Below are 25,248 nucleotides of genomic sequence, written 5' to 3'. Positions count from 1 at the left end.
GGCGCCTGAAACCTGTCATGCAATCCTCGCGCGATTTGGAATCGCAGGGAAAATGGCATGGACGGCTGGATCGGCAAACTCGTGGATCTGGCGCTCGGCGGAATGCCGGGTGTCGCGGCCGGCATGGTGCCTGAGAACCTGAAACGGCAATGGCTGGAACGGCTTTCCGGCCACGATCCCTTCAAGACCATTGCATCCAACGAGGATCTCGTCCGCGCGACGAGGCTTGCCTGGATCGAGGCGGCGCAGGATGTGCTGGCGGCCGTTCGGCGCGCGGCGAATAACCCGGAATGGACAGGTGAGCGCGCCCTGATCGAGGTGTTCCAGCCGCTGGTCGAGGATTGTCTCGCGGCCATGCGGGACCATGCCCTCGACCGGCAGCAGCATCCGGGCGAAACGCCCGTCGACCGCCACCTGCATGACATCATGCGGGGCAGTGTCGAAGCGACGGCGCCGGGGGACGATCCGAACATCGGCGCATCCGTCCCCCATGATTTCGCGGCCGTCCTGGCTGATCTGACTGGTTGGTCGACCACGGAAATCCCCGCCGTCTACGATCATCTGGCGCGTGCCTTCGATGAACTGGCCTTTGCCGCCTTTGCCGAACTGCTGAAAGATCCGGGCAAATATCCACAGGCCCGGGATGCCTTCCGCATCACCATGGATCATGTGACCCGTGACATCGCGTCAGCGACGTTCGGGGCTGTGCAGGGCCTGGATATCCGTTTGGACCAACTCGTTGCGACATTGGACGGACCGTCCGTGTTCCAGGTGGGGGCCGCCCGCTTTCTGGACCACGCGCCGCAGCTCGCCCGCGACACGGCGGAAACCCGCGTCGATGTCGCCGAAGTCTTGCGTATGGTTTCCCAGGACGAAAGCGTACCGCTAGACACCCTCCGCGCGATCCTGAGCGGAATGGGCGAGAGTGCGGACGACTTCGATACTGACGAGATCGGCTGGCGGCTTGCTGACAAGGCGCAGGCATTCAAGACCCTGATCAATCGCCTGCATCACGTCTTGAACGACGATCCGGTTGTACGGGATCTTCGCGGCCAGGCGGTCGAAGCGCTGCGGCGCGGCCAATTCTCCCAGGCCGACGCACATCTCGCGGCGGCGGAGGCAAGAGACCTGGACGGTCTCGACAATGTGGACGCAGTGGAGCGGCAAAGACGCCTCTCCGCCGCCGACAACCGGGCGGAGCGCGGCGCCGTTGCCCGAATGCGCGCCAATCCGGACGCTTACCGCGAAGCCGCCGCCCACTATAGCAAGGCGGCCGACCTCGCCCGTCCGGCGGACGACAAGGCCGCCTTTACCTATGACATGCGAAATGCATCGGTGCTCAGGGATCTGAGTGATGAATTTGGTGACGATGGCGCATTGCTGGAAGCCTGCGAAATCTTGAAGCGGCTACGCAGTCAATCCCTAAGGGATCGTGCGCCGCAAGACTGGGCCGGCGTACAGAATAATTTGGGCAATGCGCTCGCTATTCTCGGGGAGCGGGAGAGCGGGACCGTGCGTCTTGAACAAGCGGTGGTGGCCTATCGGGCGGCGCTGGAGGAGACGGCGCAGGACAATGCGCCGATGGACTGGTCCCAGACGCAATACAATCTGGGTCATGCCTTGCAGGCGCTCGGGGAACGGGAGAGCGGGACTGCGCACCTGGAAGAAGCGGTGGTGGCTTTTCATTCGGTGCTGCAGGAACGGACGCGGGACCGTGAGCCTCTGGAGTGGGCCGCAGTGCAGAACAATCTGGGCAATGTGCTCGCGATTCTCGGGGGGCGGGCGAGCGGGACCGCGCACCTGGAGGAAGCGGTGGCGGCCTATCGTTCGGCGCTGGAGGAATGGACGCGGGATCTTGTGCCGTTGGACTGGGCCATGGCGCAGAGCAACCTGGGGGCTGCAATGCAGGCGCTTGGGGAGCGGGAGAGTGGGACCGTGCGCCTGGAGGACGCGGTGAAGGCCTATCGTTTGGCGCTGGAGGAAAATACGAGGGACCGTGCTGCGCCAGAGTGGGCCGCAACACAGAACAATCTGGGCAATGTGCTCGCGATTCTCGGGGCGAGGGAGAGCGGGACCGCGCACCTGGAGGAAGCGGTGGCGGCCTATCGTTCCGTGTTGGAAGCGTGGACGCGGGATTGCGTGCCGCTGGACTGGGCCATGGCGCAGAACAATCTGGGCAACGCGTTGTTGACGCTTGGGGAGCGCGAAAGTGGGACTGCGCGTTTGGAGGAAGCGGTGGTGGCCTTTCGTTCGGCGCTGGAGGAACGGACGCGGGACCGCATGCCGCTGGACTGGGCCATGACGCAGAACAATCTGGGCAATGCGTTGCAGGCGCTCGGGGAGCAGGAGAGCAGGACCGAGCACCTTGAGGAAGCGGTGCTGGCTTATCGTTCGGCGCTGGAGGAGCGGGCGCGGGACTGTGTGCCGCTGGATTGGGCCTTGACGCAGAACAATCTGGGTAATGCGTTGAGGGCACTCGGAGAGGAGGAGGGCGGGACCGCGCGCCTGGAGGAGGCGGTGCTGGCCTTTCGTTCTGCGCTGGAGGAACGGACGCGGGACCGAGTGCCGCTGGACTGGGCCATGACCCAGAACAATATGGGTAATGCGCTGTTGATGCTAGGAGAGCGGGAGAGCGGGACCGTACGCTTGAGGGAATCGGTTGCGGCCTATCGATCGGCGCTGGAGGAACGGACGCGTGACCATGTGCCGCTGTCCTGGGCCATGACGCAGTATAATTTAGGCAATGCGCTTTCGATCCTCGGGGAGCGAGAGGGCTGCATTTCTCATTTGGAGGATGCCCTTGCGGGGTTTCTATCGGCCCTGGAGGAATGGACGCCGGAGCGATTCCCTCATTATCGGACGCAAATGCAGGAGAAGATCGCCGCCTGCCGCGCGCTCATCGACGAGATGCAGGGCAGGGCGGGGTGACATTTTTCGGCAGGCATGGTCGTCTCAGCCCGCGCCGGCCTTCACCGCCGGCGCCGACGCGCTGCCGCCCACCAGATCGACTTCCTCGCCGATGAAGATCGGGGAGTTCTGGTAGTCGATGAAATTGATGTGGTCGAGGAAGAGTTCCGAGGCGGCGCGGCCGCCTTCCGGGGAACCGAGGTGGTTCAGCATGTCCTCGATCGAATCCCAATAGAGCGAATCGATACCGTCATAGGCGACCGGCGTGCCCCGCGTGGCGGCCAGCGCCGCCGAGATTTCCTCGTGCACGGTGACGTTCTGGATGTAGCGGCTGATGCCCAGCGCCTTCGCCCGCTCGACCGCCATCGGACCATGAACCTCGCGCCAGTAGTGTTGGAACCGCTCGCGCGACATGCCCGGCTGGCGGCGCATGCAGACCATCAGTTTGATCATGATTTCTCGGCTTTCCCGCACATTGTTCTTCTTCTTGTCATCAAGCTTCGGTCTACTCTGTCTCCATGACAATGCTCGAAAACCGTACGTTTGACGAGATCGTGGTCGGTGAATCCACCACCCTCGAGCGCCGCCTCAATCGCGAGGACATCGCCACCCTGTCATCCCTGACCGGCGACCTCAATCCCTACTTGGTCGATCCGGCCTTCGCCTCCACCCATAAATACGGTGAGCCGGTGGCCCCGGCGCCCTGGGCGCTGGCGCTGGTGTCGGCCATGGTGGGCACGATCCTGCCCGGGCCGGGCACCATCATCCTGGCCCAGAGCATCGATTTCCTGCGCCCGGTCGGTCTGGACGACACCCTGAAGCTGACCGTCTCGGTCGCCGAAAAGGGCCCGGACCGTCATCTGAAGCTGACCTTCGCCGGCCAGAATCAGGCGTTGCGCGAGGTGCTGCGCGGCACGGTCGACGTGCTGGCGCCGACCGAGAAGATCAAGATCGCGGCCGTCGGCCTGCCGGAGATCCGCCTGCTGCGGAAGGGGGCCCGTCTCGGCGAACTGATCCAGCGCGCGGTCGCCTTCCCGTCGCTGAAGGTGGCGGTGGTGCATCCTTGCGACGAAGCCTCGCTGGGCGGCGCGCTCGATGCCCGCGACCTCGACCTGGTCGAGCCGGTCATGGTCGGGCCCGAGATGCGCATCCGTGGCGTCGCCGAAAAGCTGGGGCGTTCGCTGGAGGGCATCCGCATCGTCGACGCCGAGCACAGCCATGCCGCCGCCGACCGCGCGGTCGAACTGGCCCAGGCGGGCGAGGTCGAGGCCCTGATGAAGGGCAGTCTGCATACCGACGAGGTGCTGGGCGCCGTGCTCGGCCACAAGGGGGGGCTGCGCACGGACCGCCGCCTGTCCCACGTCTTCGTCATGGATGTGCCGAGTTACGAGAAGCTGCTGCTGATCACCGACGCGGCGGTGAACATCGCCCCGACGCTGGAGGAAAAGCGCGACATCGCGCAGAACGCCATCGATCTCGCCCGGGCGCTGGCGATCAAGACGCCGAAGGTGGCGGTCCTCTCGGCGGTCGAGGTGGTAACCTCGAAGATCCCGTCGACGGTCGATGCGGCGGCGCTCTCGAAGATGGCGGACCGGGGCCAGATCACCGGCGGCATCGTCGACGGCCCGCTCGCCTTCGACAATGCGATCTCGGCCGATGCGGCCAAGACGAAACATATCGCATCCCCCGTCTCGGGCACGCCCGACATCCTGCTCTGCCCCAATCTGGAAGCGGGCAACATGGTGGCGAAACAGCTCGGCTATCTGGCCGACGGCGAGGCTTCGGGCATCGTGCTCGGCGCCAAGGTGCCGATCATGCTGACCAGCCGGGCCGACGGGCCGGCGGCGCGCGCCGCCTCCGCCGCGCTGGCGGTGCTGCGCGTGCGCTGTGCCCCGGGCAAGGAGGCGTGAGCGTGGGGGTGGATCCGAACGGCATCGTGCTGACCATCAATGCCGGCTCCTCCAGCGTGAAGTTCCGGATCGCCGATATTGCCGGCCGTACCCTTTTCGACGGGATGATCGGCGGCATCGGGGTGCGCCCGGAGTTCAAGCTGCGGGACGGGACCGGTGCCGCCATCCCCCTCGATCTCCGGCCCGACCAGATGGACGAGCAGGAAGACGCGCTCGACCTTTTGCTGCAGATCTCGGCCGAGCGCCTGCCGGGGCGGCCGATCCTGGCGGTCGGCCACCGGGTCGTCCATGGCGGTATCGATTTCGACCGGTCGGTCCTGATCGCGCCCGACGTCATCGGAAAGCTACGGGCCCTGGTGCCGCTGGCCCCCCTGCATCAGCCCCACAATCTGGCGGCGATCGAGGTTCTGGCACGGCTGCGCCCGGACCTGCCCCAGGTGGCCTGTTTCGATACCGCCTTCCATGTCGGCCAGAACCGCCTGGCGCGCCTGTTCGGCCTGCCGCGCGACCTGATCGACGAGGGCGTGATCCGCTACGGCTTCCACGGCCTCTCCTATCAGGCGATCGCCCAGCGCATGCCGCCGATCATGGGCGATCTGGCCGACGGCAAGGTCATCGTCGCCCACCTCGGCAATGGTTCCAGCCTGTGCGCCATGGCGGGGCGGAAATCCGTTGCCACCACCATGGGCTTCACCGCCCTGGACGGCCTGATGATGGGCACCCGCGCCGGCGCCATCGATCCGGGCATCGTGCTCTATCTGCTCGATCAGAAGGGCTGCTCGGTGACGCAGGTGACCGACATTCTCTACAAGAAGTCGGGCCTGCTCGGCGTTTCCGGCATCTCCAGCGACATGCGCGACCTTCTTGCCTCGGATGCGCCCGAGGCCGGCGAGGCGGTCGCCCTCTTCGTGCACCGCATCCTGCGGGAGATCGGCTCCCTGACCATGGTGCTGGGCGGGCTGGATGCCGTCGTCTTCACGGCCGGCATCGGCGAGAACGCCGCGCCGATTCGCGCCATGGTGCTGGACGGCCTGCGCTTCATGGGGCTGGTGCCCGACGTGGCGGCCAATGCGGCCGGCGGGCCGCGCCTGACCGCGCCGGACAGTGCCATCGCCGGCTTCGTCGTCCCGACCGACGAGGAAGCGGTGATCGTCCAGGAAACCGTCGCCCTGCTGGGCTGAGCCCCAAATCCCCCTAAAACCCGAGCGCGCGGCGGAATTCCGCCACGCGGCGGGACCGTTCGGCCGGGTCGGCGGGCTGGCGCGGGGAATGGCCCCAGACCGGCCCGGGCCAGGCCGGATCGCCTTCGTGCCGGGCGATGACGTGGATATGCAGCTGGCGCACGATATTCCCGAGCGCGCCGACGTTGATTTTTGTTCCCATGCCCGTCATCGCGGCGCAACATTGGTGCAATTCGCCCCAGAGCACGGGAGCCTCCTCGGCCGAAAGGTCGGTCAGCTCCACGAGGCCGGGACGTCGCGGTACCAGGACGAGCCACGGATAGCGCCCTTCGTCCATCAGGAGCACGCGCGACAGGGGGAGATCGCCAAGCAGGAGAGTGTCTTCGGCAAGTCGTGGGTCGAGGGCGAAGTCTGCGGGCATGTTGACGTCGGGTCCTTGGGACATGGAGTGCTGATACCATGGTCGAAGCGGATAGAACATCTGGCGCTGGCGTCGACTTTCGCCTTGTGGCTATGCTGGCCTCAGCATGACCATCATTCGCACCCTGGATACGGCCGAAGTCTGGGCCGCCATCCCCGCCCTCGCCGACCTGCTGGTCGAAGCGGTGGACGCCGGGGCCTCGGTCGATTTTCTGGCGCCCCTCGACTATGGCGATGCCGTCGCCTTCTGGACCCAGGTCGCGGGCAGCGTCGGTAACGGCGATTGCGTGCTGATCGTCGCGGAACAGGCCAAGCGCCTGATCGGCACGGTCTGCGTCAATTTCGTGCGCACGCCCAACCAGCGCCATCGCGCCGAGATCGACAAGCTGATCGTCGCCCTGGAAATCCGCCGCAACGGCCTCGGCCGGCGGCTGATGATGGTCGCCGAAAAGGCCGCCGCCGCCGCCGGGCGCACCCTGTTGACGCTGCAGACCCGCGCGGGCGACAAGCCGGAGCGGCTGTACCGTGCCATGGGCTGGACCGAGGTCGGCCGCGTGCCGCGCTTCGCCCGCGCCGCCACCGGGCGGATGGAGGATACGGTGTTCTTCTACAAGGAACTCGAGTCCGCCAAGGAAATGGCGGCGGAATAGGGTTCCACCGTGGCCACCGGGCATCCCAACGCGGCGCTGATCGGGCGCCAGGGCGGCAGGCGCGATCTGGCGACGCCGGCGCTGGTGCTCGACATAAGGGCCTTCGAGCACAATCTGGCGACCATGGCGGCGCGCACCCGGGCCGCCGGCCTGGCGCTCCGGCCCCATGCCAAGACCCATAAATGCCGCGCGATCGCCGCCCGCCAGCTGGCGGCGGGGGCGGTCGGCATCTGTACCGCCAAACTGGGCGAGGCGGAGGCGCTGGCGGCGACGCCCGGGCTCGAAAGCCTGCTGATCACCTCGCCCGTCCTGGGCGCCCTGGCACCGCCGCGTCTGGCGGCACTGGCGGGACGCCTGCCCGAACTGCTGGTGGCGGTCGATTCCGAGGCCGGCCTCGCCCTGCTGGCCGAGGCGGCGGCGCTGGCCGGCACGGCGATCGGCGCCGTGGTCGACATCGATCCCGGCATCCATCGCACGGGGGTCGCCGACGCCGGGGCCGCCGTCGCCCTGGCCCGCCGCGCGGCCGCGACGCCGGGGATCGCCTTCGCCGGGCTGCAATGCTATGCCGGCCATGCCCAGCACATCGAGGATCACGGGCTTCGCCGCGACATCGCGGCCATGGCGCTGGCGCCCATGGCGGAAGCGGCGGCGGAATTGCGCGCCCTGGGGCTGCCGCCCCGTCTGATGACCGGCGGCGGCACCGGCACCTCGGACCTCGAAGCCGGGCTCGGCGTCCTGAACGAACTCCAGGCCGGGTCCTATGTCTTCATGGACGTCGAATATGATGCGATCGCCCTGACCGCCGAAGGGGCGGGGCCGTTCCGGCCCGCGCTCTTCGTCGATGCGCGGGTGATCAGCGCCAATGCCGCGGATTTCGTCACCGTCGACGCCGGCTTCAAGGCTTTCGCGACCGACGGCCCGAAGCCGAAAGCGCCCGGCGGCGCCGACTATGCCTTCATGGGGGACGAGCATGGCGCGGTCTTCGCGCCCCTCGCGCTCGGCGAGACCGTGGCCCTGCAGGTGCCGCATTGCGACCCGACCGTGAACCTGCACGACGTCATCCATGTCGTCGACGGCGATACGCTGGTCGACATCTGGCCCGTCGAGGGGCGCGGCCGGGGCTATTGACGGGGGCTATCGCCGGCGCCGGAGGCGGAGCACGACCCCGGCGATCGCCATGGCGGCGGCGGCACAGGCGAGCGGCAGCAGGTAGTAGATCACCCGGAACAGGATCAGCGAGCCGAGCAGGGCGGGTCCCGCCTCGGTCCCGAGACCCGAGACCAGGGTCGCCTCGAAGACACCGATGCCGCCGGGCGCATGGGAGATGATCCCGAGGGTCAGCGCCGAGACGAAGACCACCGTGAACGTGCCGATGGCGGGCTGCGCCGCTTCCGGCAGCAGGACGTAGAGGGCGGCGCCCGCGCCGATGAAATCGACCGCGCCGGCCGCCAATTGGCCGATCACCGTGTGCCGGTCGGGCATGTTCAGATGGAAGCGGCGCACCGCGACACGGCGATCGCCGGTCGAGACCCAGGCGACGAACAGGAGGACGAGGCCGACCACGGTGATGCCCAGCAGGCGCGCCACCGGCGGCGGCATGTCGAGGAGGGCGGCGATACTGTGGGGCTCGATCGCGACGAAGGCGCCGATCACCAGCCCGCAGCCGAACCAGAACGAGACCCAGGTCATGGTCACGACACGGGTGATGTCGACGACACGAAGCCCGGAGACGGAATAGATCCGATAGCGCACCCAGACGCCGGTCATGACCGGAAAGCCGAGCGCGTTGGAAAAGGCATAGCCGGCGGCGCCGGCGAACGCGGCGGTACGAAACGGCACCTTGCTGCGGACGGCGGCGCGCACCGCCAGCACGTCATAGGCGGCGAGCGCGCCGAAGCTGATGGCCGTGAACAGGATCGACAGCAGAATGGCGCCGTCGGGCGTCGCCAGCATGGCGGCGCGGACGTCGGCGAAACTCATGTGGCCCGCCATGCGGTCCAGCACCGTGAAGGCGATGACCAGCATGACGCCGACCAGGATCGGGCCGATCAGGCGCCGCCAGAGCGGTCTTTGGCCCGACCGGGCGATCGGCATCGGCGTTTCGGAATTCATTCGGCGGGATTCGATCGTTCTTCTTGCGGCGCATCGGCGCCGATGGGCGTTCGGGCGAGGGAAAGGCCCCTTGCCGTCAGGCGATAGCCCCCCGCGTCGCCCATGACAAGTCCCATGTCCGCCAGAAGGCGCATCGCCTTCCGCGCCTCGGCCGGCGAAAACGCCAGCGCCGCCGCGATTTCGCCGGCGGCGGGGGCGGGGCTGGCGTCGATCAGCCGCAGCGCCGCCCGCGTCCAGGGCCGGCCCAGGACACGGTCGTGGCGATCGAGACGCCGCCCCAGGGCCTTTTCGGCGGCGGCGGGATCCGCCGGCTCGGCGAGGCGAAGGCGGGCGCGGTGGACCGCCGGCCCCGAAGCCCCCAGCCAGGCGAGAAGGGCGGCGAGATCGGGAAAGCCGGCAGCCACCGCCTCATCCGCCGTGATGACGGCGGGATCGACCACCTCGATCGCCTCGACCAGAACCGTGCCGGCGGCGGTCTTCATGGTGCCGAGGCGCAGCGCCGGCGTCTTCCAGCGCCCGAAGACGAAGCCGATCCGGCCCGCGGCGAGGGCATCGAGGAGTTTCTGGCGCAACAACATGATGGATTCCGTCCCTTGGCCGTCCGTCATAGCAGATCGACGGCGGCTTCGGTTGAACCCTGATCTTCCCGCCGCTAGTCTCCGGCGCGAAACCGGGGCGGCGGTACCGTCCCGGGCCCGAGGTTTTCGACGTGCGCTATATCTCCACCCGCGGGGCCGCCCCCGCGCTCGATTTCGAAGGTGTCCTGCTGGCCGGTCTCGCCCGCGACGGGGGGCTCTATGTGCCCGAAAGCTGGCCCGCCATCGCCGACAAGCTGAAGGGCTGGCGCGGCCTGCCCTATCAGGCGGTGGCCTTCGAGATGCTGGCGCCCTTCGTCGGCGACAGCCTGTCGCCCGCGACGCTGGCCGAACTGATCGACGGCGCCTATGGCAGCTTCGATCACGCCGCCGTCTGCCCCCTGGTGCAGGTCGGGCCGAACGACTTCCTGCTGGAGCTGTTCCACGGGCCGACGCTGGCCTTCAAGGACGTCGCCATGCAATTGCTGGGGCGCCTGTTCAACACCGTGCTGACCCGCCGGGGCGAGCAGGTGACCGTGCTGGGCGCGACTTCCGGCGATACCGGTTCGGCGGCGATCGAGGCGCTGCGCGGCCTGCCGGCGGTACAGGTCGTCATGCTGCATCCCAAGGGCCGAGTGTCCGAGGTGCAGCGCCGCCAGATGACCACGGTGCTGGACGACAACATCCACAACATCGCCATCGAAGGCACGTTCGACGATTGCCAGGCCCTGGTGAAGGCGCTGTTCAACCGCCTGGAATTCCGCGACAAGGCGCGGCTTTCGGCGGTGAATTCGATCAACTGGGCGCGCATCGTCGCCCAGACGGTCTATTACGTCACTTCGGCACTGTCCCTCGGCGCGCCCGATCGCGCGGTTTCCTTCAGCGTGCCGACGGGCAATTTCGGCGATATCTACGCCGGCTATGTCGCGCGCCAGATGGGCCTGCCGGTCGAACGCCTGGTGGTCGCCACCAACCGGAACGACATTCTGGCCCGCGCCCTCAATGCCGGCGACTATTCGACCGGCACGGTGCAGCCGACCATCAGCCCCTCCATGGACATCCAGGTCTCGAGCAATTTCGAGCGCCTGCTGTTCGATCTCTACGGCCGTGACGGCGCCGTCACGGCGAAGGCGATGGCGGGCTTCCAGGAGAGCGGGCGCCTCGCGCTCGGCGCCAATGTGCTGGATCAGGCACGTGCGCTGTTCGCCGCCGTCTCGGTGAACGAGGAGATGACGCGCGAGACCATGGCCATGATGCTGCGCGCCACCGGCCTCGTCGTCGATCCCCATTCGGCGGTCGGTCTCGCCGGGGCCGCGGGCGCGCGCGGCGACCGTTCGGTGCCCATGGTGACGCTGGCGACGGCGCATCCGGCGAAATTCCCGGCGGCGGTCGAAGCGGCGACCGGGATCGCCCCGGGCCTGCCGCCGCGCATGGCCGACCTCTATGAACGCGATGAGAGATATGCTGTTCTGGCCAATGACGCCGACGCCCTTCAGGCCCATATGACGGCGATCATCGGCTGAGACAGAGAGACTTCATGAAGGTTCGAACGAGCACATTGGACAACGGCCTGGGCGTATTGACGGTGCCCATGCCCGAACTCGGCTCCGTCGCGCTGGGCGTCTGGGTCGACGTCGGGGCGCGCCACGAGACCAAGGCGCTGAACGGCGTCTCCCACATGCTCGAACACATGGCCTTCAAGGGCACGGAAAAGCGGAGCGCGCGGCGCATCGCCGAGGAGATCGAGGCGGTGGGCGGCATCCTGAACGCCTTCACCAGCCGCGAGCAGACCGCCTATTACGCCCGCGTCCTGAAGGACGACGTGGAACTGGGGGCGGACATCCTGGCCGACATCCTGACCCGCTCGACCTTTCAGCCGGACGAGCTGGAGCGCGAGCGCCAGGTCATCATCCAGGAGATAGGCCAGGCCCAGGACACGCCCGACGACCTGATCTTCGACATGCTGCAGGAAGCGACCTATCCCGATCAGGCCATCGGCCGCCCGATCCTCGGCAGCGCGGAGAATGTCGCGCGCCTGACCCGGGACGAGATTGCCGGCTACATGGCCGACCACTATCGCGCCCCGGCCATGACCATGGTGGCGGCGGGCGCCGTCGATCACGACCAGATGCGCGATCTGGCGGCGCGGCACTTCGCCGGGCTCGGCCCCCGGGGCGAGACGCGGGCGGAGACAGCCCGTTTCGTCGCCGGCGACTGGCGTGACGACCGCGATCTCGAACAGGTCCATCTGGCCATGGCGTTTCCGGGCGTCGCCTATGACGATGCGGATTACTACACCGCCCAGGTCTATGCCACGGTGCTGGGCGGCGGCATGTCGTCCCGTCTGTTCCAGGAGATCCGCGAGGTGCGCGGACTCGCCTATTCCGTCTTCGCCTATTCGGGCTCCAGCGTCGACAGCGGCACCATCGGCCTCTATGCCGGGACGTCCGAGGACGATGCCGGGCAATTGGTGCCGGTGATCGCCGAGGAAATGGCGAAACTGGCGGTCGACGCCACCGAGGAAGAGGTGGCGCGCGCCCGGGCGCAGCTTCGCGCCGGCTACCTGATGGGGCTGGAGAGCCCGTCGTCGGTGATCGAGACCGTGGGCCGGCAATGGCTGATGCACGGCCGCGTGATCCCGACCGAGGAAGTGCTGGGCGAACTGGCGAAGGTCGACGCGGCGGCGGTGCGCCGCTTCGCCGAGACCGTGGCCAAGGGCAAGCCGGCCGTGGCCGCCCTCGGCCCTCATGGCGCGATCGAACCGCACGCGCGGATCGCGGCGCGTTTCGGCTGACGCGGCGGCGCGGGGGAGATCGGGGTGGCGCTGATTCGCACCTTCCGGCTCGATCCCCTGCCGGTGATCACGACGGACCGCCTGGAACTGCGCCCGCCCGTCGCCGGCGATTTCGAGCAATGGACGGCACTGCGCGCCGACAGCCGCGATTTCCTGACGCCGTGGGAACCGCTCTGGGCCGCCGACGACCTGACCCGCAACGCCTTTCGCCATCGCCTGCGCCGCTATGCCCGCGAGGCGCGCGAGGACAGCGGCCACACCTTCTTCCTGTTCAGCCGGGGCGAGGGGGTGCTGCTCGGCGGGATTTCGCTCAGCAACATACGCCGGGGGGTGACGCAGAGCTGTTCCCTGGGCTATTGGATGGGCCAGCGCCATGCCGGCCGCGGCCTGATGACCGAGGCGGTGCGCGCCACCGTCGTTCACGTCTTCGAAACCCTGCGCCTGCATCGTATCGAAGCGGCCTGCCTGCCGTCCAACGAGGCGTCGAAGGCGGTGCTGCGGCGCGCGGGCTTCAGCCCCGAGGGCAGGGCGCGCCAGTATCTGCGTATCAACGGCCAATGGCAGGACCACCTGCTGTTCGCCATGCTCGTGACCGATCCCCGGCCTTGAGACTGAGCCAGCGCGCCGGGGAGCGCCGATTCCGGAGATTTCAGTGACGAACGAACAGGACTACCCGGAGGCCGAATGGCCCTCGTCGGCGGAGACCGCGACTCCCTATTTCCAGGGCCCGGCGCCGGCGAAACGTTCCTTTCTGGCGCTGCTGCCGCTGATCGCCGGGATCGTGATGTGCGTGCTGGTGGTGCTCTCCGTCGCGATGATCGCCAATGTCTTCTACAATTACGCGCTGGCCGGCATCCTGGTCCTGATCGGTCTCGTGGCACTGGCCGGGGCGATCGGCTTCGGCATCACCCTGATCCCGCTGGGCCCGCCCGAGGTTCGGCGCCGCTTCCGCCTGCTCGCGATCGGCATCGTGCCCTTCATCGCTCTCTGGGTCGTCTTCGCCGGGCCGTATGGTGACATCCAGGCCCAGCGCGAGACCTATGCCGCGGTCACCGGCGCCAAGGACGTCGCGGAGGTGCGCAGCCGGCTCGAGGCGCTGGCGCCCGACAACGCCTACGCCGACTTCCTGCTCTACGTCAGCCGCCGCACGGCCGAGACCAAGACCGCGATGCGCAACGTCTTCGATCAGGTCAAGGCCAGCGAGATCGACTGGAACCTGACCTTCGATCCGGCGGACAAGGATGCGCTGCTCGCCATGCGCAGCCGCCTTCTCGACATCGACGTGCTGCTCAGCGGCGTGCCGGACCAGGTGAAGGCGCTCTACCGCCGCGAAGCCGAGGACATGCGCGCCAAGGCCGAGGAAGCGGATCTGGCCGCCGATTTCCGCCGCTCGATGGACGAGAGCATGGCCCAGCGCCACAAGGAATATGTCGCCTTCTACGTCGGCTTCGCGGCCGCGACCCGCGAGGCCGCCCGCCTGCTCGGCGAAATCGCCGGCGCCCTGATCGACGGCAAGGCCAAGCGCGGCGAGGACGGTAAATTCGTCTATGGCGACGACAAGACCAAGCAAGCGGTGGAGCCCTTGCTGGCCGACCTCACCAAGGTCCGTCAGGCCGTCGGCAAGCTGGCCGAGATCGCCAAGAAGCTGGACGAGAAATACGAGGGCGCCTGGCACTGATCCGCATCGGGCCCTGATTCGGGATCGGGTCCTGATCGGGATCGGGCACCGATCCGGCCACGCTCAGGCGCGGCCGGCGGTGCCCGAAAGCTGGGCGATGTCGAAGCCCAGCTTGGCGATGGCCTTGCCCCATTTGCGCTCGAAATCGGCAGAGAACAGAAGATCCGGGTCGGCATCGACGTGGAGCCAGCCGTTGGCCTGGATCTCGGCGTCGAGCTGGCCGGGGCCCCAGCCGGCATAGCCGAGCGCGAACAGGCATTGGCGCGGGCCGTGGCCGGTGGCGATGGCGCGCAGGATGTCGACGGTCGCCGTCAGGGCGACGCGCTCGCCCACTTCCATGGTGGTCGCCTGGGTGTAGTCGTCGGAATGGAGGACGAAACCGCGTCCCGCTTCGACCGGGCCGCCGGACAGCACCTTGATGTCCTCGACGTCCGTGCCCGCATCCGCCTCTATGCCGAGCTGACCGAGGAGTTCGGGAAAGCTGATGTGGTCCGCCGGGCGGTTCACCACCAGGCCCATGGCGCCTTCCGGGGAATGGGCGCACATGTAGATCACGGTCCGCTCGAACCGTGGATCGCCCATGGTCGGCATGGCCACCAGCAGCTTGCCTTCGAGGCTGGGGGCTTCAGTCTCCGTAACGCTCGTCATGACTATAGATTGGGGCCGGCCGGCCAAGCCCGCAAGAGGCAAGCGCGCGACGATCCGCGCCTGCCTCCCCTCCCTGTTCCCGCTATCGGCGGCGGCGTCAGAACAGCTTGCGGGCCATGTCCATCATGCCCGAAAGGCCGCCGCCGGCCTCGAGCAGGGAGCCGCCCTTGCTGAAACGATCGACGATCTGGGGCAGGACATCCGCGAGGCCGCCCGCCGCCTCGTCGCGGCCGACGCCGATGCGGTCGGCGAAGGTCGAGACCTTGTCGCCGCCGAAGAGGGACAGGACGGTCGAGGGATCGATCGACATATTGGGCCCGTCGCCCAGCCAGGAGCCCAGCATCGACTGCAGGCCGCCGCCCTGCGCCGACAGCCTGCCCACCAGGGCGCCGAGGTCGATCTTGCCGCCGTCGCCGAGCAGGCCGGCCAGCGCCCCGCCCAGGGCCCCCGCATCGACCTTGTCGCCGAAATAGCGCTTCAGAAGGTCGACACCCAATTGCAACACGTCCATCGCTTCTCTCCTCTTCGCGGCGGAGCGGCATCTTCGCAGACCGAACGGGCAAGCGGCGAAGAAAATCCCGCTTTTCGGGAAAAAGCGGGGCGGCGATCAAAAAAATCCCGCCTTCCTGAGGAAGGCGGGAAAGGTAGTGCAGGGTTGGCGCCTCGGGTGCGAGGCAGGGGAAAGGTGTCACGACCGCGGCCGGGGCGCTGTGCCCTGCGTCACAGAAATCGTCGAATCGCCTGCCAACGGATGATTGACGTGCGGTTCCGGTCGGCTAACCTTCCCGCCATGTCCACCGGTAGCCAGCTTGCCCAGATCGCGCTCTTCGAGGGCCTGTCCGACGATGTCCTGACCGATCTCGCACGGGTCGCGCGCTGGCACCGTTTCGAGGAAGGCGAGGTCATCTTCGACCGCCAGAGCGATTGCCGCGGCGTCTATCTCGTCGTCGAAGGCGAGGTGGACGTGGTGAATTTCTCGAAGCAGGGGCGCGAGATCGCCTATGCCCGGGTGAAGGCCGGCGATTTCTTCGGCGAGTTGTCGGCGATCGACGGCCTGCCGCGGTCGGCCAATATCGTCGCCCAGGCCAATTGCCGGATCGCCGAACTGCCGCGCGAGGTCTTCATCGATCTCCTGAAGGAGAGACCGCCGGTCGCGTTCCGGGTGCTGCAGAAGATGATCGGCATCATCCGCACGGCGGACGAGCGGATCATGGACCTGGCCACCCTGGGCGCCCATCAGCGGGTCTGCGTCGAGCTGCTGCGCCTCGCCAAGCCCGACCCGGTGAAGCCCGATTCCTGGATGATCTATCCCCTGCCGACCCAGGCGGAAATCGCGGCGCTGGCCTCGACCACGCGCGAGACGGTGGCCCGCGTGATGGGCCAGCTCATAGACGACGGCTATATCCGCAAGGTCCACAAGACCGTCTATATCGATTCGCGCGACACGCTGGCCGAACTGGCGCAGAAGCTGAACCCGCGCCGGGAAGACACGCCGGCGCGCTGAGGTGCCGCGAACCTGTCAGCGATAGGGCGCGATCACCACCGCGCCGTCCATCGTCGCCGGAATCCAGAGCGTGCCGGTCGCCGCGTCGTAGTCGAAGTCGGCGGGCCCGTGCAGCGGCGCGTCGAGGCACACGACGGCCGGCGTGCCGCCGTCGGCCGGAAGCCGCCACAGCCGCCCCTGCACGGGTTCGCCGAGCGCGACCCAGTCCGACACCAGCGCATCGCCGCCGGGCAGCAGCACGAGACCGTCCAGAATGCCGAGCGGGCCCCGGGTGAGCGCGGTCGCCGTGCCGTCGCCGGTGATCGCGAAGAGATCGCCGCCGCCGAAATCCGCGCCGAGGCCGGCGACCATGGTGCGATCCGCGATCGGATCATGGGCCAGCCCGTTGGCCCCGGGGACGCCGGCGGCCCAGGGTGTGAAGCCCCCGGTCGCGAGGTCGAGACGGAACACGAGACCGCGCAGCGTGTCCGAGACCAGCAGCGTCGCATCCCCCAGGACCGCGAGGTCGTTGGCGAAGACGGCGTCTCCTTCCGGCAGGGCCGCTTCGAACACGCGCCGCCGGCTGTCGATGTCGAAGCCGACGACCCGGTCGATATCGGTGACGTAGAGCGTGCCGCCGACCACGGCCATGCCTTTCGGCGCATTCAGCGCGTCGCCCGCGCCGGGAAGGGCACGGCGCTCGACCAGGGTACCGTCCGCCGCCATTTCGCTGATGAAGCCGTCGCCGTCCCTGGCGAGCGGGGCGAGTTCGGCGCCGATGTTGGAGACGAAGCGCCGGTCGCCGTCGATCACCACGCTTTCGGGATGGGCGAAACCGGTCACGACGCGGGGCGCCGGCTCGGCGGCGGCCGGGTCCGGCAGCAGGGCGGCGGTCAAGGCCATCAGCGCGGCGCGGGGCAGGGTGGCCAGGGTTCGGGCGGGGGCGGGCTGTCCGGTCATGATCGTTCCTCCTTCAGGTCAGGGCAGGCTAGGGGCGGGGAACGCGGGCCGCGTATCGGTTTCAGCCTGAAATGTTCCCGTTCCGGTCAAGGCGGCCTTCGGGCGCGGGCTGGGGTGCGGTATCGTGTCGGGCATGGAAGCGCCCCCTCGAATCCCCGGTCCATCCGAGCGTTTGCTGGCCGAGCGTTTGCTGGCCGAGCGTTTGCTGGCCGACCGCTTGCTGGCCGACCGCTTGCTGGCAGGTCTGGCCTCCTTCCGTCGGGATCACACCGCCGGCACCGTGCCCCATGGCGAGAACCTGTTTTCCTATTGCGCGCTGGCGCGGGAGCGGTTGGCGGCCATTCGTCTCGACCTCCCGGTTCTCGGGGTCGTGCTGTCCGGCGCCAAGGAAATCTGGCGCGGTGACGCGGCGACGGTCTTGCGGGAAGGCTCCGCCTTCGTCCTGCCGGCCAAGATCGCCATGGACGTGCTGAACCTGCCGAGCGAGCGCAACGGCGTCTATCAGTCCCTGATCGTCGAGGTCGCGCCCGATGCTCTGCCCGACGGCTCCGAGGGGGCCCGCACGGCGTGGGCTCGGGCATCGGGGGCTCGGGCATCGGGGGCTCGGGCGGTGGGGGCCGGAGCGCCGGTCGAACTCTGCCTGACGCCGCATCTGGTCGATACGCTGATCCATGCCGCATCGAAGATCGCCGCGGGCCCGGCTGGGCCGACGGTGCGGCGCTCGCGCCTTGCGGAAGTCCTGGCACTGCTCGAAGCCGATCCCGCCGCGCGGCCCCTGTTCGATCGTTCGGTGGGCGAGCGGGTGGTGCAATTGGTGCGCGGCGATCTGGCCGCGCCCTGGACGGCGCCCTTGGTGGCGCGGGCCTTGGCGATGTCGGAATCGACGCTTCGCCGTCGTCTGAGCGAAGAGGGGCTGGCCTTCGGCGATCTGCTGCGCCGGGAGAGGATGCGCTCGGCCCGCGATCTTCTGGCATCGGGCGCCAGCGCCGAACGGGCGGCGACGGCCGTCGGCTATCTGTCGCGCGGGCATTTCACCCGCCATTTTCGCGATGCCTTCGGTCTCACGCCCGGGCGGGCCCGGGCGCGCGCTCAGCCGTTCAGGTAGCGCGTCTCGAGGTGGGCCTTGAAGGCGGCGGTGCCGAGCGGCATGCCGGTGGCCGCCGTCAGGATCTCGTCGGTCGAAAGACGCGAGCCCTGTTCGTGGACATGGGGCCGCAGCCAGGCCAGCAGGGGGCCGAAGTCGCCCTCGGCGATGCCGGGCAGGATGGCCTCGTCGGCCGCCGTCGCCGCCGAAAAGAGCTGGGCCGCCGCCAGCGCGCCGAGGGTATAAGTCGGGAAATAGCCGAAGGCGCCGCCGGGCCAGTGGATGTCCTGCATGCAACCGTCGGCGTCGTTCGGCGGCGTGATGCCCAGCACCTCCGCCATGCCCTCGTTCCAGGCGCCCGGCAGGTCGGCGATGGCGAGATCGCCGGCGATCATCGCCCTCTCCAGGCGATAGCGCAGGATGACATGGGACGGGTAGCAGACTTCGTCGGCATCGACCCGGATCAGCCCGGGCTGTACCCGGTGATAGATCCGGCGCAGGTTGGCGGGCTCGTAGGCGGCGCCGGAGCGATGGAACGTCTCGCGCGCCAGGGGGGCGAGGAAGGCGATGAATTCGGGCGTGCGGCACGCCTGCATCTCGAGCAGCAGGGACTGGCTCTCGTGCATCACCATGCCCCGGGCATTGCCCACCGGCTGGCCGCGCCAGGCGACGGGCAGGCCGCGTTCGTATTGGGCGTGGCCGGTCTCATGGATCACGCCCATGAGGGAACGGGTGAAATCCTCGGTCGCGTAACGGGTGGTGATGCGCACATCGTCGGGCACGCCGCCGGTGAAGGGGTGGTGGCTGACGTCGAGACGGCCGTGGTTGCGATCGAAGCGCAGCACGTCCAGCACCTTGTCCGCCAGCGCGCGCTGAGCCTCGACCGGGAAGGGGCCGGTCAGGGGCATGGCGTCCGGCAGGGCCGCCTGGCGCTCGATCACGCGGGCGCGCAGGTCCGGCAGGAAGCCCCCCAATTCGTCGAACAGGGCGTCGATCCGGGCCGCCCGGCCGCCGGGCTCGTATTCGTCGAGCAGGGCGTCATAGGGCGAGAGGCCGAAAGCCTCGGCCTTGGCCGCCGCCACTTGCCGGACGAGGCCGAGGAGGGCGTCGAGCCGGGGGGCGAGATCGGGGAAATCATTGGCCGCGCGGGCGGTGCGCCAGGCCAGCTCGGTCTCGTGCGACTGGCGCGCCAGGGCTTCGACCAGATCGGGGGCGACGGCCGTGGCGTGGCGCCAGTTGCGCGCCATCTCGGCCAGATTGGCCGCCTGCCAGGGCGAAAGCTCCAGATCGGCGGCGGCGCCCAGCAGGTCGCCCATGTCGGGCGCGGTGATCATCTCGTGGGCGATGACCGAGAGGGCGGCGATCTGTTCGCCCCGCGCCTCGGCGCCACCGGGCGGCATCACCGCCGAACTGTCCCAATGCAGCACCGACAAGGCGCCCTGCACCGCCGAGAGACGGCGGAAACGCTCTTCCAGGCGGGCATAGGCATTGGCGGTCATGTATCAGGCCTTCGGCGCGTCTTCGGGGCGGAAATGATAGAGGAAATAGACCGTGAAGATGCCGACCGCCAGCGCATACCAGGTGATGGCATATTCGAGATGGTCGTTGCGCAGGTTGACCACGCTCTGCCCGCCGATGGGCAGGCCGCCCGGATTGGGCGTCTTGTCCGCCTCGACGAAGAGGGGCAGGGCATCGGGGGCATGGGCGGCCTTCGCCATGGCCGGCAGGTCGCCCCAGAACCAGGTATTGGTCTCGGGCGAATTGTCGGGCACGAAGAAATTCTGCGGCCAGCCGGGCCGGGCCATGCCGGTCACCGTGACCACGCCCGCAACCAGGCTTTCGGGCCGCGTTTCGGGCTCGCGGTTCTCGGTCGGAATCCAGCCGCGGTTCACGAGGACGGTGCTGCCGTCGGCCCGCACCATGGGGGTGACGATCTGATAGCCCTGCTTCGAGGCGGCGGAATAGGCGATGATGTGGATCTCGTCCGCGTGGCGGAAGGTGCCGGTCACGGTGACGTTGCGATAGCGCCAGGCCTCCGGATCCTCGATCGTGGTCGGCAGTTCCACCGGCGGCAGGGCGCGATGGGCCTCGAGCGCGTCGATCAGGCCCTGCTTCCATTCACGGCGCTGGAGCTGCCACGTGCCGAGGGCGAGCAGGGACGCCAGCACGACGAGGGTGACGATGGTGGGCCAGAGCGTCGGACGGAAACGCCGGCGCCCAGGATTGGCCGAAGCGGTGGGGGCCATGGGGGCCTCTTGTTCAGGAATTACCAGCCGAGCTTGCGGTATTGCTGGTGGATCAGCGACGCCTTGATCCGCCGCAGCATGACGATGGAGAGCCCGAGGATCAAGGGCATCCAGATCACCAGATGGACCCAGATGGGCGGCTCGTAATTCAGTTCGAGCCAGAGGGCGCCGCCGGTGACGATGGCGCCCAGGATCAGGATGACGAAGACGGCGGGGCCGTCCCCGGTGTCGATCTCGCTGTAGTCGAGATCGCAGGCGGGGCATTTGTCGCGGACGGCCAGGAGCCCCGTGAACAGGGGGCCCTGACCGCAGCGCGGACAGCGTGCCTTTGCCAATGTCTGCGCCTCGCCGTCTCGATCAGTGGTGGGCGCCGCCGGCGCCGGCACCCCAGACGTAGATCGAGGCGAAGAGGAAGATCCACACCACGTCGACGAAATGCCAGTACCAGGCCGCCGCCTCGAAGCCGAAATGGCTGGTCGGGGTGAAATGGCCCTTGTAGGCGCGGATCAGGCAGACCAGCAGGAAGATGGTGCCGACGAAGACGTGGAAGCCGTGGAAGCCGGTCGCCATGAAGAAGGTGCCGGCGTAGAAGTTGGCGCCCGCCTCGTTGCCGCCGAAGGAGAAGGCGGCGTGGGAGTATTCGTAGGCCTGCACGCAGGAGAAGAAGACGCCCAGGATCACCGTCAGGGTCAGGCCCTGGATCAGGCCCTTGCGGTCGTCCTCGATCAGGGCGTGGTGGGCCCAGGTCACGGTCGTGCCCGACAGCAGCAGGATCACCGTGTTCATGAACGGCAGATGCCAGGGGTCGAAGGTCTCGACGCCCTGGGGCGGCCAGACATGGCCCATGGCCTCGGTCGGGAACAGGGCGCCGTAGAAATAGGCCCAGAACCAGGCGACGAAGAACATCACCTCGGACGCGATGAACAGGACCATGCCATAGCGCAGGCCCAGCTTGATCACCGGGGTGTGTTCCTTCTTGTGCACCGACTCGTCGACCACGTCGCGCCACCACGCCAGCATGGTGTAGAGCACGCCGGCGAGGCCGATCCAGAACAGGGTCGACTTGGTCGGCACGAAGGCGAGGAACGACTCGGGATGCAGCCAGTGAATGGCGCCCAGCGCCATGACGCCGGCCGAGAAGGAGCCGAGAAGCGGCCACGGGCTCGGATTGAGCAGGTGGTAGTCGTGATTGGGATGGTCTGCTTGCGCCATGGCTGTCGTTCCCTCGAACCGGCTCCGGTCAGTTGGTCGTCGTCGCCCGGGAGGCGTGCGCGGCGGCGTCCGCCGTGTCGTCGCGATCCCGGTAGAAGGTGTAGGAAAGGGTGATGGTCTTCACTTCGTCGAGATTGCGGTCGTCCGAGATCGCGGGATCGACGTAGAAGAGGACCGGCATGTCCACGCTCTGCCCCGGCTGGAGCGTCTGCTCGTCGAAGCAGAAGCAGGCGATCTTCACGAAATACTGGCCCGACTTCAGCGGCGTCACGTTGAAGGTGGCGCGGCCGGTCACGGGGGTCTTGGCGTCGTTCGCGGCCTTGAAGAAGACCAGCTTCTGCTCGCCCGCCTTCACGGTCACCTGGCGCTGCTCCGGCTTGAAGGTCCAGGGCAGGGTGCTGGCGGTCTGGGCGTCGAAACGCACGGTGAATTCCCGGTCCGAGACGGCGGCGGCGGCCACCCGGGCCTCGTCGTCGGTGGCGCGCTGGGTCGTGCCGCCGAGGCCGGTGACGGCGCAGAACAGGTAGTAGAGCGGGACCGAGGCATAGGTCAGCCCGATCATGCCCGCGACCACGCCGGCCAGCACCAGGGCGGTCCGCCCGTGGCGCGGCGGACGATAGCCTTCGGGCAGCGGCTGCCTGCTCATTGCCCCGAGACCTTCACGAGACTGACCAGGAAGATCACCACCACCCAGGCGGCGAGCGCCAGCCCGAGGGCGATGTTGCGGCCCCGCCGGCGGCGGTGCATGTCGGATTCGGTCATGATCGCCCCTCCCATCAGGCGAGGCCCGCCAGCCGTTCGACCAGGAGAAGGGCGAACAGCAGGAAGAGATAGAGGATCGAGAAGCCGAAGAGCTGCATGGCCGCCCTGTCGGTGCGGACCCTATGGAGCCGGACGGCGAGCGCCACGAAGACGAGGCCGAGGGCGGCGGCGGCGATGCCGTAGGTCATGCCGGCGAAGCCGAGCAGCGCGGGCGCCACGCCGAGGGGCGCGAGCAGCACGGCATAGGCCAGGATCTGGCGACGGGTCGATTCGGGGCCCGCGACATTCGGCATCATGGGCACGCCGACGGCGCCGTAGTCCTTGGCCTTGACCAGGGACAGGGCCCAGAAGTGCGGCGGCGTCCAGAAGAAGATCAGGGCGCAGAGCGCGAGCGACTCGATTGTGACGGTGCCGGTCACGGCGGCCCAGCCGATGACCGGGGGCAGGGCCCCCGAAAGGCCGCCGATGACGATGTTCTGGGGCGTGCGCCGCTTCAGATACATCGTGTAGACGACGACATAGAAGAAGATCGTGAAGGCGAGCAGGGCCGCCGACAGGACGTTGACCAGCAGGCCCATGGAGAGGACCGAGGCAACGGAAAGGACGAGGCCGAAGGCGAGCGCGTCGTCGGGCGTCAACCGGCCCATGGGAATGGGGCGGGACTGCGTCCGCGACATGCGCGCGTCGATGTCGGCGTCGTACCACATGTTCAAGGCGCCCGAGGCGCCGGCGCCGACGGCGATGCACAGCAGCGCGGCAAAACCGATGATCGGATGGATGTCGCCCGGCGCCAGCACGATGCCGGCCAGCCCGGTGAAGACCACGAGCGACATCACCCGCGGCTTGAGCAGTGCGAAGAAGTCCGACGCACGGGCGTCGAGACCCGCCTCCGAAGAGGCGGGCCCGGCGTCCTGTGCGACGGAGAGACGGTTGTCGGTGACGATGGTCACTTAGGCTTTCTCCGGCCGGCTGATCAGTGGTGCGCCGTCGGCTTGATCACCGGCAGATCGTTGAACTGATGGAACGGAGGCGGCGACGGCAGGGTCCATTCCAGCGTATCCGCGCCTTCGCCCCAGGGGTTCGCGGCGGCGCGCTTGCCGGCCAGGAAGGCGTGCAGCACGACGAAGAGGAAGAAGATCGTGCTGGCACCGGCGATATAGGCGCCGAAGGAGGCGATCCGGTTCCAGTCCGCCATGGCGTCCGGATAGTCCGGCACGCGGCGCGGCATGCCGGCGAGACCCAGGAAGTGCATCGGGAAGAACAGCAGGTTCACGCCGACGAACATCGTCCAGAAGTGGATCTTGCCCAGCACCTCGGAATACATGCGGCCCGACATCTTGGGGAACCAGTAGTAGAAGCCCGCGAAGATCGAGAACACGGCGCCGAGCGACAGCACGTAGTGGAAGTGGGCCACGACGTAATAGGTGTTGTGGAGCGCGGTGTCGATGCCGGCATTGGCCAGCACCACGCCGGTCACGCCGCCGACGGTGAACAGGAAGATGAAACCGATCGCCCAGATCATCGGCGTGGTGAAGCGGATGGAGCCGCCCCACATGGTCGCGATCCAGGAGAAGATCTTGATGCCGGTCGGCACCGCGATGACCATGGTCGCCGCGGTGAAATAGGCGCGCGTATCGACGGCGAGGCCGGTCGTATACATGTGGTGCGCCCAGACGATGAAGCCGACGACACCGATCGCGACCATGGCATAGGCCATGCCGAGATAGCCGAACACGGGCTTGCGGCTGAAGGTCGAGATGATGTGGCTGATGATGCCGAAGCCCGGCAGGATCATGATGTAGACTTCGGGGTGGCCGAAGAACCAGAACAGATGCTGGAACAGGATCGGGTCGCCGCCGCCGGCCGGATCGAAGAAGGCGGTGCCGAAGTTGCGGTCCGTCAGCAGCATGGTGATGGCGCCGGCCAGAACGGGCAGCGACAGCAGCAGCAGGAAGGCGGTGACCAGGATCGACCACGCGAACAGCGGCATGCGGTGCAGGGTCATGCCCGGTGCCCGCATGTTGAAGATCGTGGTGATGAAGTTGATCGCGCCCAGGATCGACGAGGCACCGGACAGGTGCAGCGACAGGATCGCGAGATCGACCGCCGGCCCGTCGTGGGTGACGACGCCCGGCACGCTCGACGAGAGCGGGGTATAGATCGTCCAGCCCGTGCCGACGCCCGTATCGGAGCCGATGCCCGGCACGAAGACCGAGATCAGCAGCAGCGAGAAGGACGGCACCATCAGCCAGAACGAGATGTTGTTCATGCGCGGGAACGCCATGTCCGGCGCGCCGATCATCAGGGGCACGAACCAGTTGCCGAAACCGCCGATCACGGCCGGCATGATCACGAAGAACACCATGATCAGGCCGTGGCCCGTCACCAGCACGTTGAAGACGTGGTGGTTGGTGATGAACTGGGTGCCCGTCTCCTGCAGCTCGAGGCGCATGAGCATGGACATGGCGCCGCCGATCAGACCCGCGACGACCGCGAAGATCAGATAGAGGGTGCCGATGTCCTTGTGGTTGGTCGAAAACAGCCAGCGACGAAGACCCGTGGGGGTGTGATGATCGTCGTGACCATGCGCCACAGCAGTGCTTGCCATGAGCCTGTCCTCCTGGGG

General features: G+C 68.0%; 25 protein-coding genes. 11 read left to right on the top strand and 14 right to left on the bottom strand.

Features of this window, described 5'->3' with window-relative positions:
* The first annotated feature begins 57 nt into the window (after positions 1 to 57).
* Positions 58 to 2,928: a tetratricopeptide repeat protein gene (locus L2U69_RS12900; RefSeq protein ID WP_236107503.1), complete on the top strand. Its 2,871-nt coding sequence runs from the start codon at positions 58 to 60 to the stop codon at positions 2,926 to 2,928.
* Between the two features lie 24 nt (positions 2,929 to 2,952).
* Here the strand turns inward: L2U69_RS12900 and L2U69_RS12895 are convergent, their stop codons facing one another.
* Positions 2,953 to 3,360, bottom strand: coding sequence for an EthD domain-containing protein (locus tag L2U69_RS12895; RefSeq protein WP_236107501.1), 408 nt, complete (start codon positions 3,358 to 3,360; stop codon positions 2,953 to 2,955).
* A 65-nt stretch (positions 3,361 to 3,425) separates the two neighbouring features.
* Here L2U69_RS12895 and L2U69_RS12890 point away from each other — a divergent pair, with 65 nt between their 5' ends.
* Both L2U69_RS12890 and L2U69_RS12885 read left to right on the top strand, forming a co-directional pair.
* Positions 3,426 to 4,817, top strand: coding sequence for a bifunctional enoyl-CoA hydratase/phosphate acetyltransferase (locus L2U69_RS12890; RefSeq protein WP_329605400.1), 1,392 nt, complete (start codon positions 3,426 to 3,428; stop codon positions 4,815 to 4,817).
* 2 nt (positions 4,818 to 4,819) lie between these two features.
* Positions 4,820 to 5,998, top strand: coding sequence for an acetate/propionate family kinase (locus tag L2U69_RS12885; protein ID WP_236107499.1), 1,179 nt, complete (start codon positions 4,820 to 4,822; stop codon positions 5,996 to 5,998).
* Between the two features lie 13 nt (positions 5,999 to 6,011).
* Here L2U69_RS12885 and L2U69_RS12880 read toward each other — a convergent pair whose 3' ends face one another.
* Complete coding sequence (locus L2U69_RS12880) at positions 6,012 to 6,479, bottom strand: HIT domain-containing protein (protein WP_236107497.1); 468 nt, start codon at positions 6,477 to 6,479, stop codon at positions 6,012 to 6,014.
* Between the two features lie 46 nt (positions 6,480 to 6,525).
* Between L2U69_RS12880 and L2U69_RS12875 the strand changes: the two genes are divergently transcribed.
* Positions 6,526 to 7,068: a GNAT family N-acetyltransferase gene (locus L2U69_RS12875; RefSeq protein WP_236107495.1), complete on the top strand. Its 543-nt coding sequence runs from the start codon at positions 6,526 to 6,528 to the stop codon at positions 7,066 to 7,068.
* Positions 7,069 to 7,077: 9 nt separating this feature from the next.
* Positions 7,078 to 8,196: an alanine racemase gene (locus L2U69_RS12870; protein WP_236107493.1), complete on the top strand. Its 1,119-nt coding sequence runs from the start codon at positions 7,078 to 7,080 to the stop codon at positions 8,194 to 8,196.
* A gap of 6 nt (positions 8,197 to 8,202) precedes the next feature.
* Here L2U69_RS12870 and L2U69_RS12865 read toward each other — a convergent pair whose 3' ends face one another.
* Positions 8,203 to 9,180, bottom strand: coding sequence for a putative bifunctional lysylphosphatidylglycerol flippase/synthetase (locus L2U69_RS12865; protein WP_236107491.1), 978 nt, complete (start codon positions 9,178 to 9,180; stop codon positions 8,203 to 8,205).
* Complete coding sequence (locus L2U69_RS12860; protein ID WP_236107489.1) at positions 9,177 to 9,758, bottom strand: hypothetical protein; 582 nt, start codon at positions 9,756 to 9,758, stop codon at positions 9,177 to 9,179. Before L2U69_RS12860 ends, L2U69_RS12865 begins: the two co-directional genes overlap by 4 nt.
* A 131-nt stretch (positions 9,759 to 9,889) precedes the next feature.
* On the opposite strand from L2U69_RS12860, the gene thrC reads away from it, so the two are divergent.
* The 4 genes from thrC to L2U69_RS12840 are packed head-to-tail and all read left to right on the top strand — an operon-like array spanning position 9,890 to position 14,227.
* Positions 9,890 to 11,278: a threonine synthase gene (thrC, locus tag L2U69_RS12855; RefSeq protein WP_236107487.1), complete on the top strand. Its 1,389-nt coding sequence runs from the start codon at positions 9,890 to 9,892 to the stop codon at positions 11,276 to 11,278.
* Between the two features lie 14 nt (positions 11,279 to 11,292).
* The gene (locus tag L2U69_RS12850; protein WP_236107485.1) at positions 11,293 to 12,549 is read left to right on the top strand and encodes a M16 family metallopeptidase; all 1,257 of its coding nucleotides are present in this window, start codon (positions 11,293 to 11,295) and stop codon (positions 12,547 to 12,549) included.
* A 24-nt stretch (positions 12,550 to 12,573) separates the two neighbouring features.
* Positions 12,574 to 13,158 (top strand): GNAT family N-acetyltransferase, encoded by a 585-nt coding sequence (locus L2U69_RS12845; RefSeq protein WP_236107483.1) that lies wholly within the window; start codon positions 12,574 to 12,576, stop codon positions 13,156 to 13,158.
* A gap of 43 nt (positions 13,159 to 13,201) precedes the next feature.
* Positions 13,202 to 14,227, top strand: coding sequence for a hypothetical protein (locus L2U69_RS12840; RefSeq protein ID WP_236107481.1), 1,026 nt, complete (start codon positions 13,202 to 13,204; stop codon positions 14,225 to 14,227).
* Positions 14,228 to 14,290: 63 nt separating this feature from the next.
* Here L2U69_RS12840 and L2U69_RS12835 read toward each other — a convergent pair whose 3' ends face one another.
* Both L2U69_RS12835 and L2U69_RS12830 read right to left on the bottom strand, forming a co-directional pair.
* A complete protein-coding gene (locus L2U69_RS12835; RefSeq protein ID WP_236107479.1) occupies positions 14,291 to 14,875 on the bottom strand; it encodes a YqgE/AlgH family protein in 585 nt (194 codons plus the stop codon).
* Positions 14,876 to 14,972: 97 nt separating this feature from the next.
* Entirely contained in the window at positions 14,973 to 15,386 is a 414-nt protein-coding gene (locus L2U69_RS12830; RefSeq protein WP_236107477.1) for a YidB family protein, read from the bottom strand.
* Positions 15,387 to 15,665: 279 nt separating this feature from the next.
* Between L2U69_RS12830 and L2U69_RS12825 the strand changes: the two genes are divergently transcribed.
* Complete coding sequence (locus L2U69_RS12825; protein WP_236107475.1) at positions 15,666 to 16,379, top strand: Crp/Fnr family transcriptional regulator; 714 nt, start codon at positions 15,666 to 15,668, stop codon at positions 16,377 to 16,379.
* 15 nt (positions 16,380 to 16,394) lie between these two features.
* Here the strand turns inward: L2U69_RS12825 and L2U69_RS12820 are convergent, their stop codons facing one another.
* On the bottom strand, positions 16,395 to 17,318 hold the full coding sequence (locus L2U69_RS12820; protein WP_236107473.1) for an SMP-30/gluconolactonase/LRE family protein: 924 nt from the start codon (positions 17,316 to 17,318) through the stop codon (positions 16,395 to 16,397).
* 172 nt (positions 17,319 to 17,490) lie between these two features.
* Here L2U69_RS12820 and L2U69_RS12815 point away from each other — a divergent pair, with 172 nt between their 5' ends.
* Positions 17,491 to 18,423, top strand: a complete 933-nt coding sequence (locus tag L2U69_RS12815; protein ID WP_236107471.1) for a helix-turn-helix transcriptional regulator — start codon at positions 17,491 to 17,493, stop codon at positions 18,421 to 18,423.
* Here the strand turns inward: L2U69_RS12815 and L2U69_RS12810 are convergent.
* From L2U69_RS12810 to ctaD, 7 genes are all read right to left on the bottom strand, one after another.
* The gene (locus L2U69_RS12810) at positions 18,408 to 19,901 is read right to left on the bottom strand and encodes a carboxypeptidase M32 (RefSeq protein WP_236107469.1); all 1,494 of its coding nucleotides are present in this window, start codon (positions 19,899 to 19,901) and stop codon (positions 18,408 to 18,410) included. The genes L2U69_RS12815 and L2U69_RS12810 overlap by 16 nt on opposite strands.
* Before the next feature lie 3 nt (positions 19,902 to 19,904).
* Entirely contained in the window at positions 19,905 to 20,648 is a 744-nt protein-coding gene (locus L2U69_RS12805; protein ID WP_236107467.1) for an SURF1 family protein, read from the bottom strand.
* 20 nt (positions 20,649 to 20,668) lie between these two features.
* Positions 20,669 to 20,983 carry a DUF983 domain-containing protein gene (locus tag L2U69_RS12800; protein WP_236107465.1) on the bottom strand — a complete coding sequence of 105 codons (315 nt, stop codon included), beginning with the start codon at positions 20,981 to 20,983 and terminating at the stop codon, positions 20,669 to 20,671.
* A gap of 22 nt (positions 20,984 to 21,005) precedes the next feature.
* On the bottom strand, positions 21,006 to 21,860 hold the full coding sequence (locus tag L2U69_RS12795; RefSeq protein ID WP_236107463.1) for a cytochrome c oxidase subunit 3: 855 nt from the start codon (positions 21,858 to 21,860) through the stop codon (positions 21,006 to 21,008).
* A 28-nt stretch (positions 21,861 to 21,888) separates the two neighbouring features.
* Positions 21,889 to 22,506, bottom strand: a complete 618-nt coding sequence (locus L2U69_RS12790) for a cytochrome c oxidase assembly protein (RefSeq protein WP_236107461.1) — start codon at positions 22,504 to 22,506, stop codon at positions 21,889 to 21,891.
* Between the two features lie 130 nt (positions 22,507 to 22,636).
* Positions 22,637 to 23,572, bottom strand: a complete 936-nt coding sequence (locus L2U69_RS12785; protein ID WP_329605399.1) for a heme o synthase — start codon at positions 23,570 to 23,572, stop codon at positions 22,637 to 22,639.
* Positions 23,573 to 23,595: 23 nt separating this feature from the next.
* On the bottom strand, positions 23,596 to 25,230 hold the full coding sequence (gene ctaD / locus L2U69_RS12780; RefSeq protein WP_236107459.1) for a cytochrome c oxidase subunit I: 1,635 nt from the start codon (positions 25,228 to 25,230) through the stop codon (positions 23,596 to 23,598).
* Positions 25,231 to 25,248: the final 18 nt, after the last annotated feature.

Origin of the sequence: Zavarzinia marina (assembly GCF_021568905.1) — a bacterium.
GTDB lineage: Bacteria > Pseudomonadota > Alphaproteobacteria > Zavarziniales > Zavarziniaceae > Zavarzinia > Zavarzinia marina.
The sequence above is the reverse complement of the archived record's forward strand: the minus strand, read 5'-3'. Positions and strand labels throughout refer to the sequence as shown.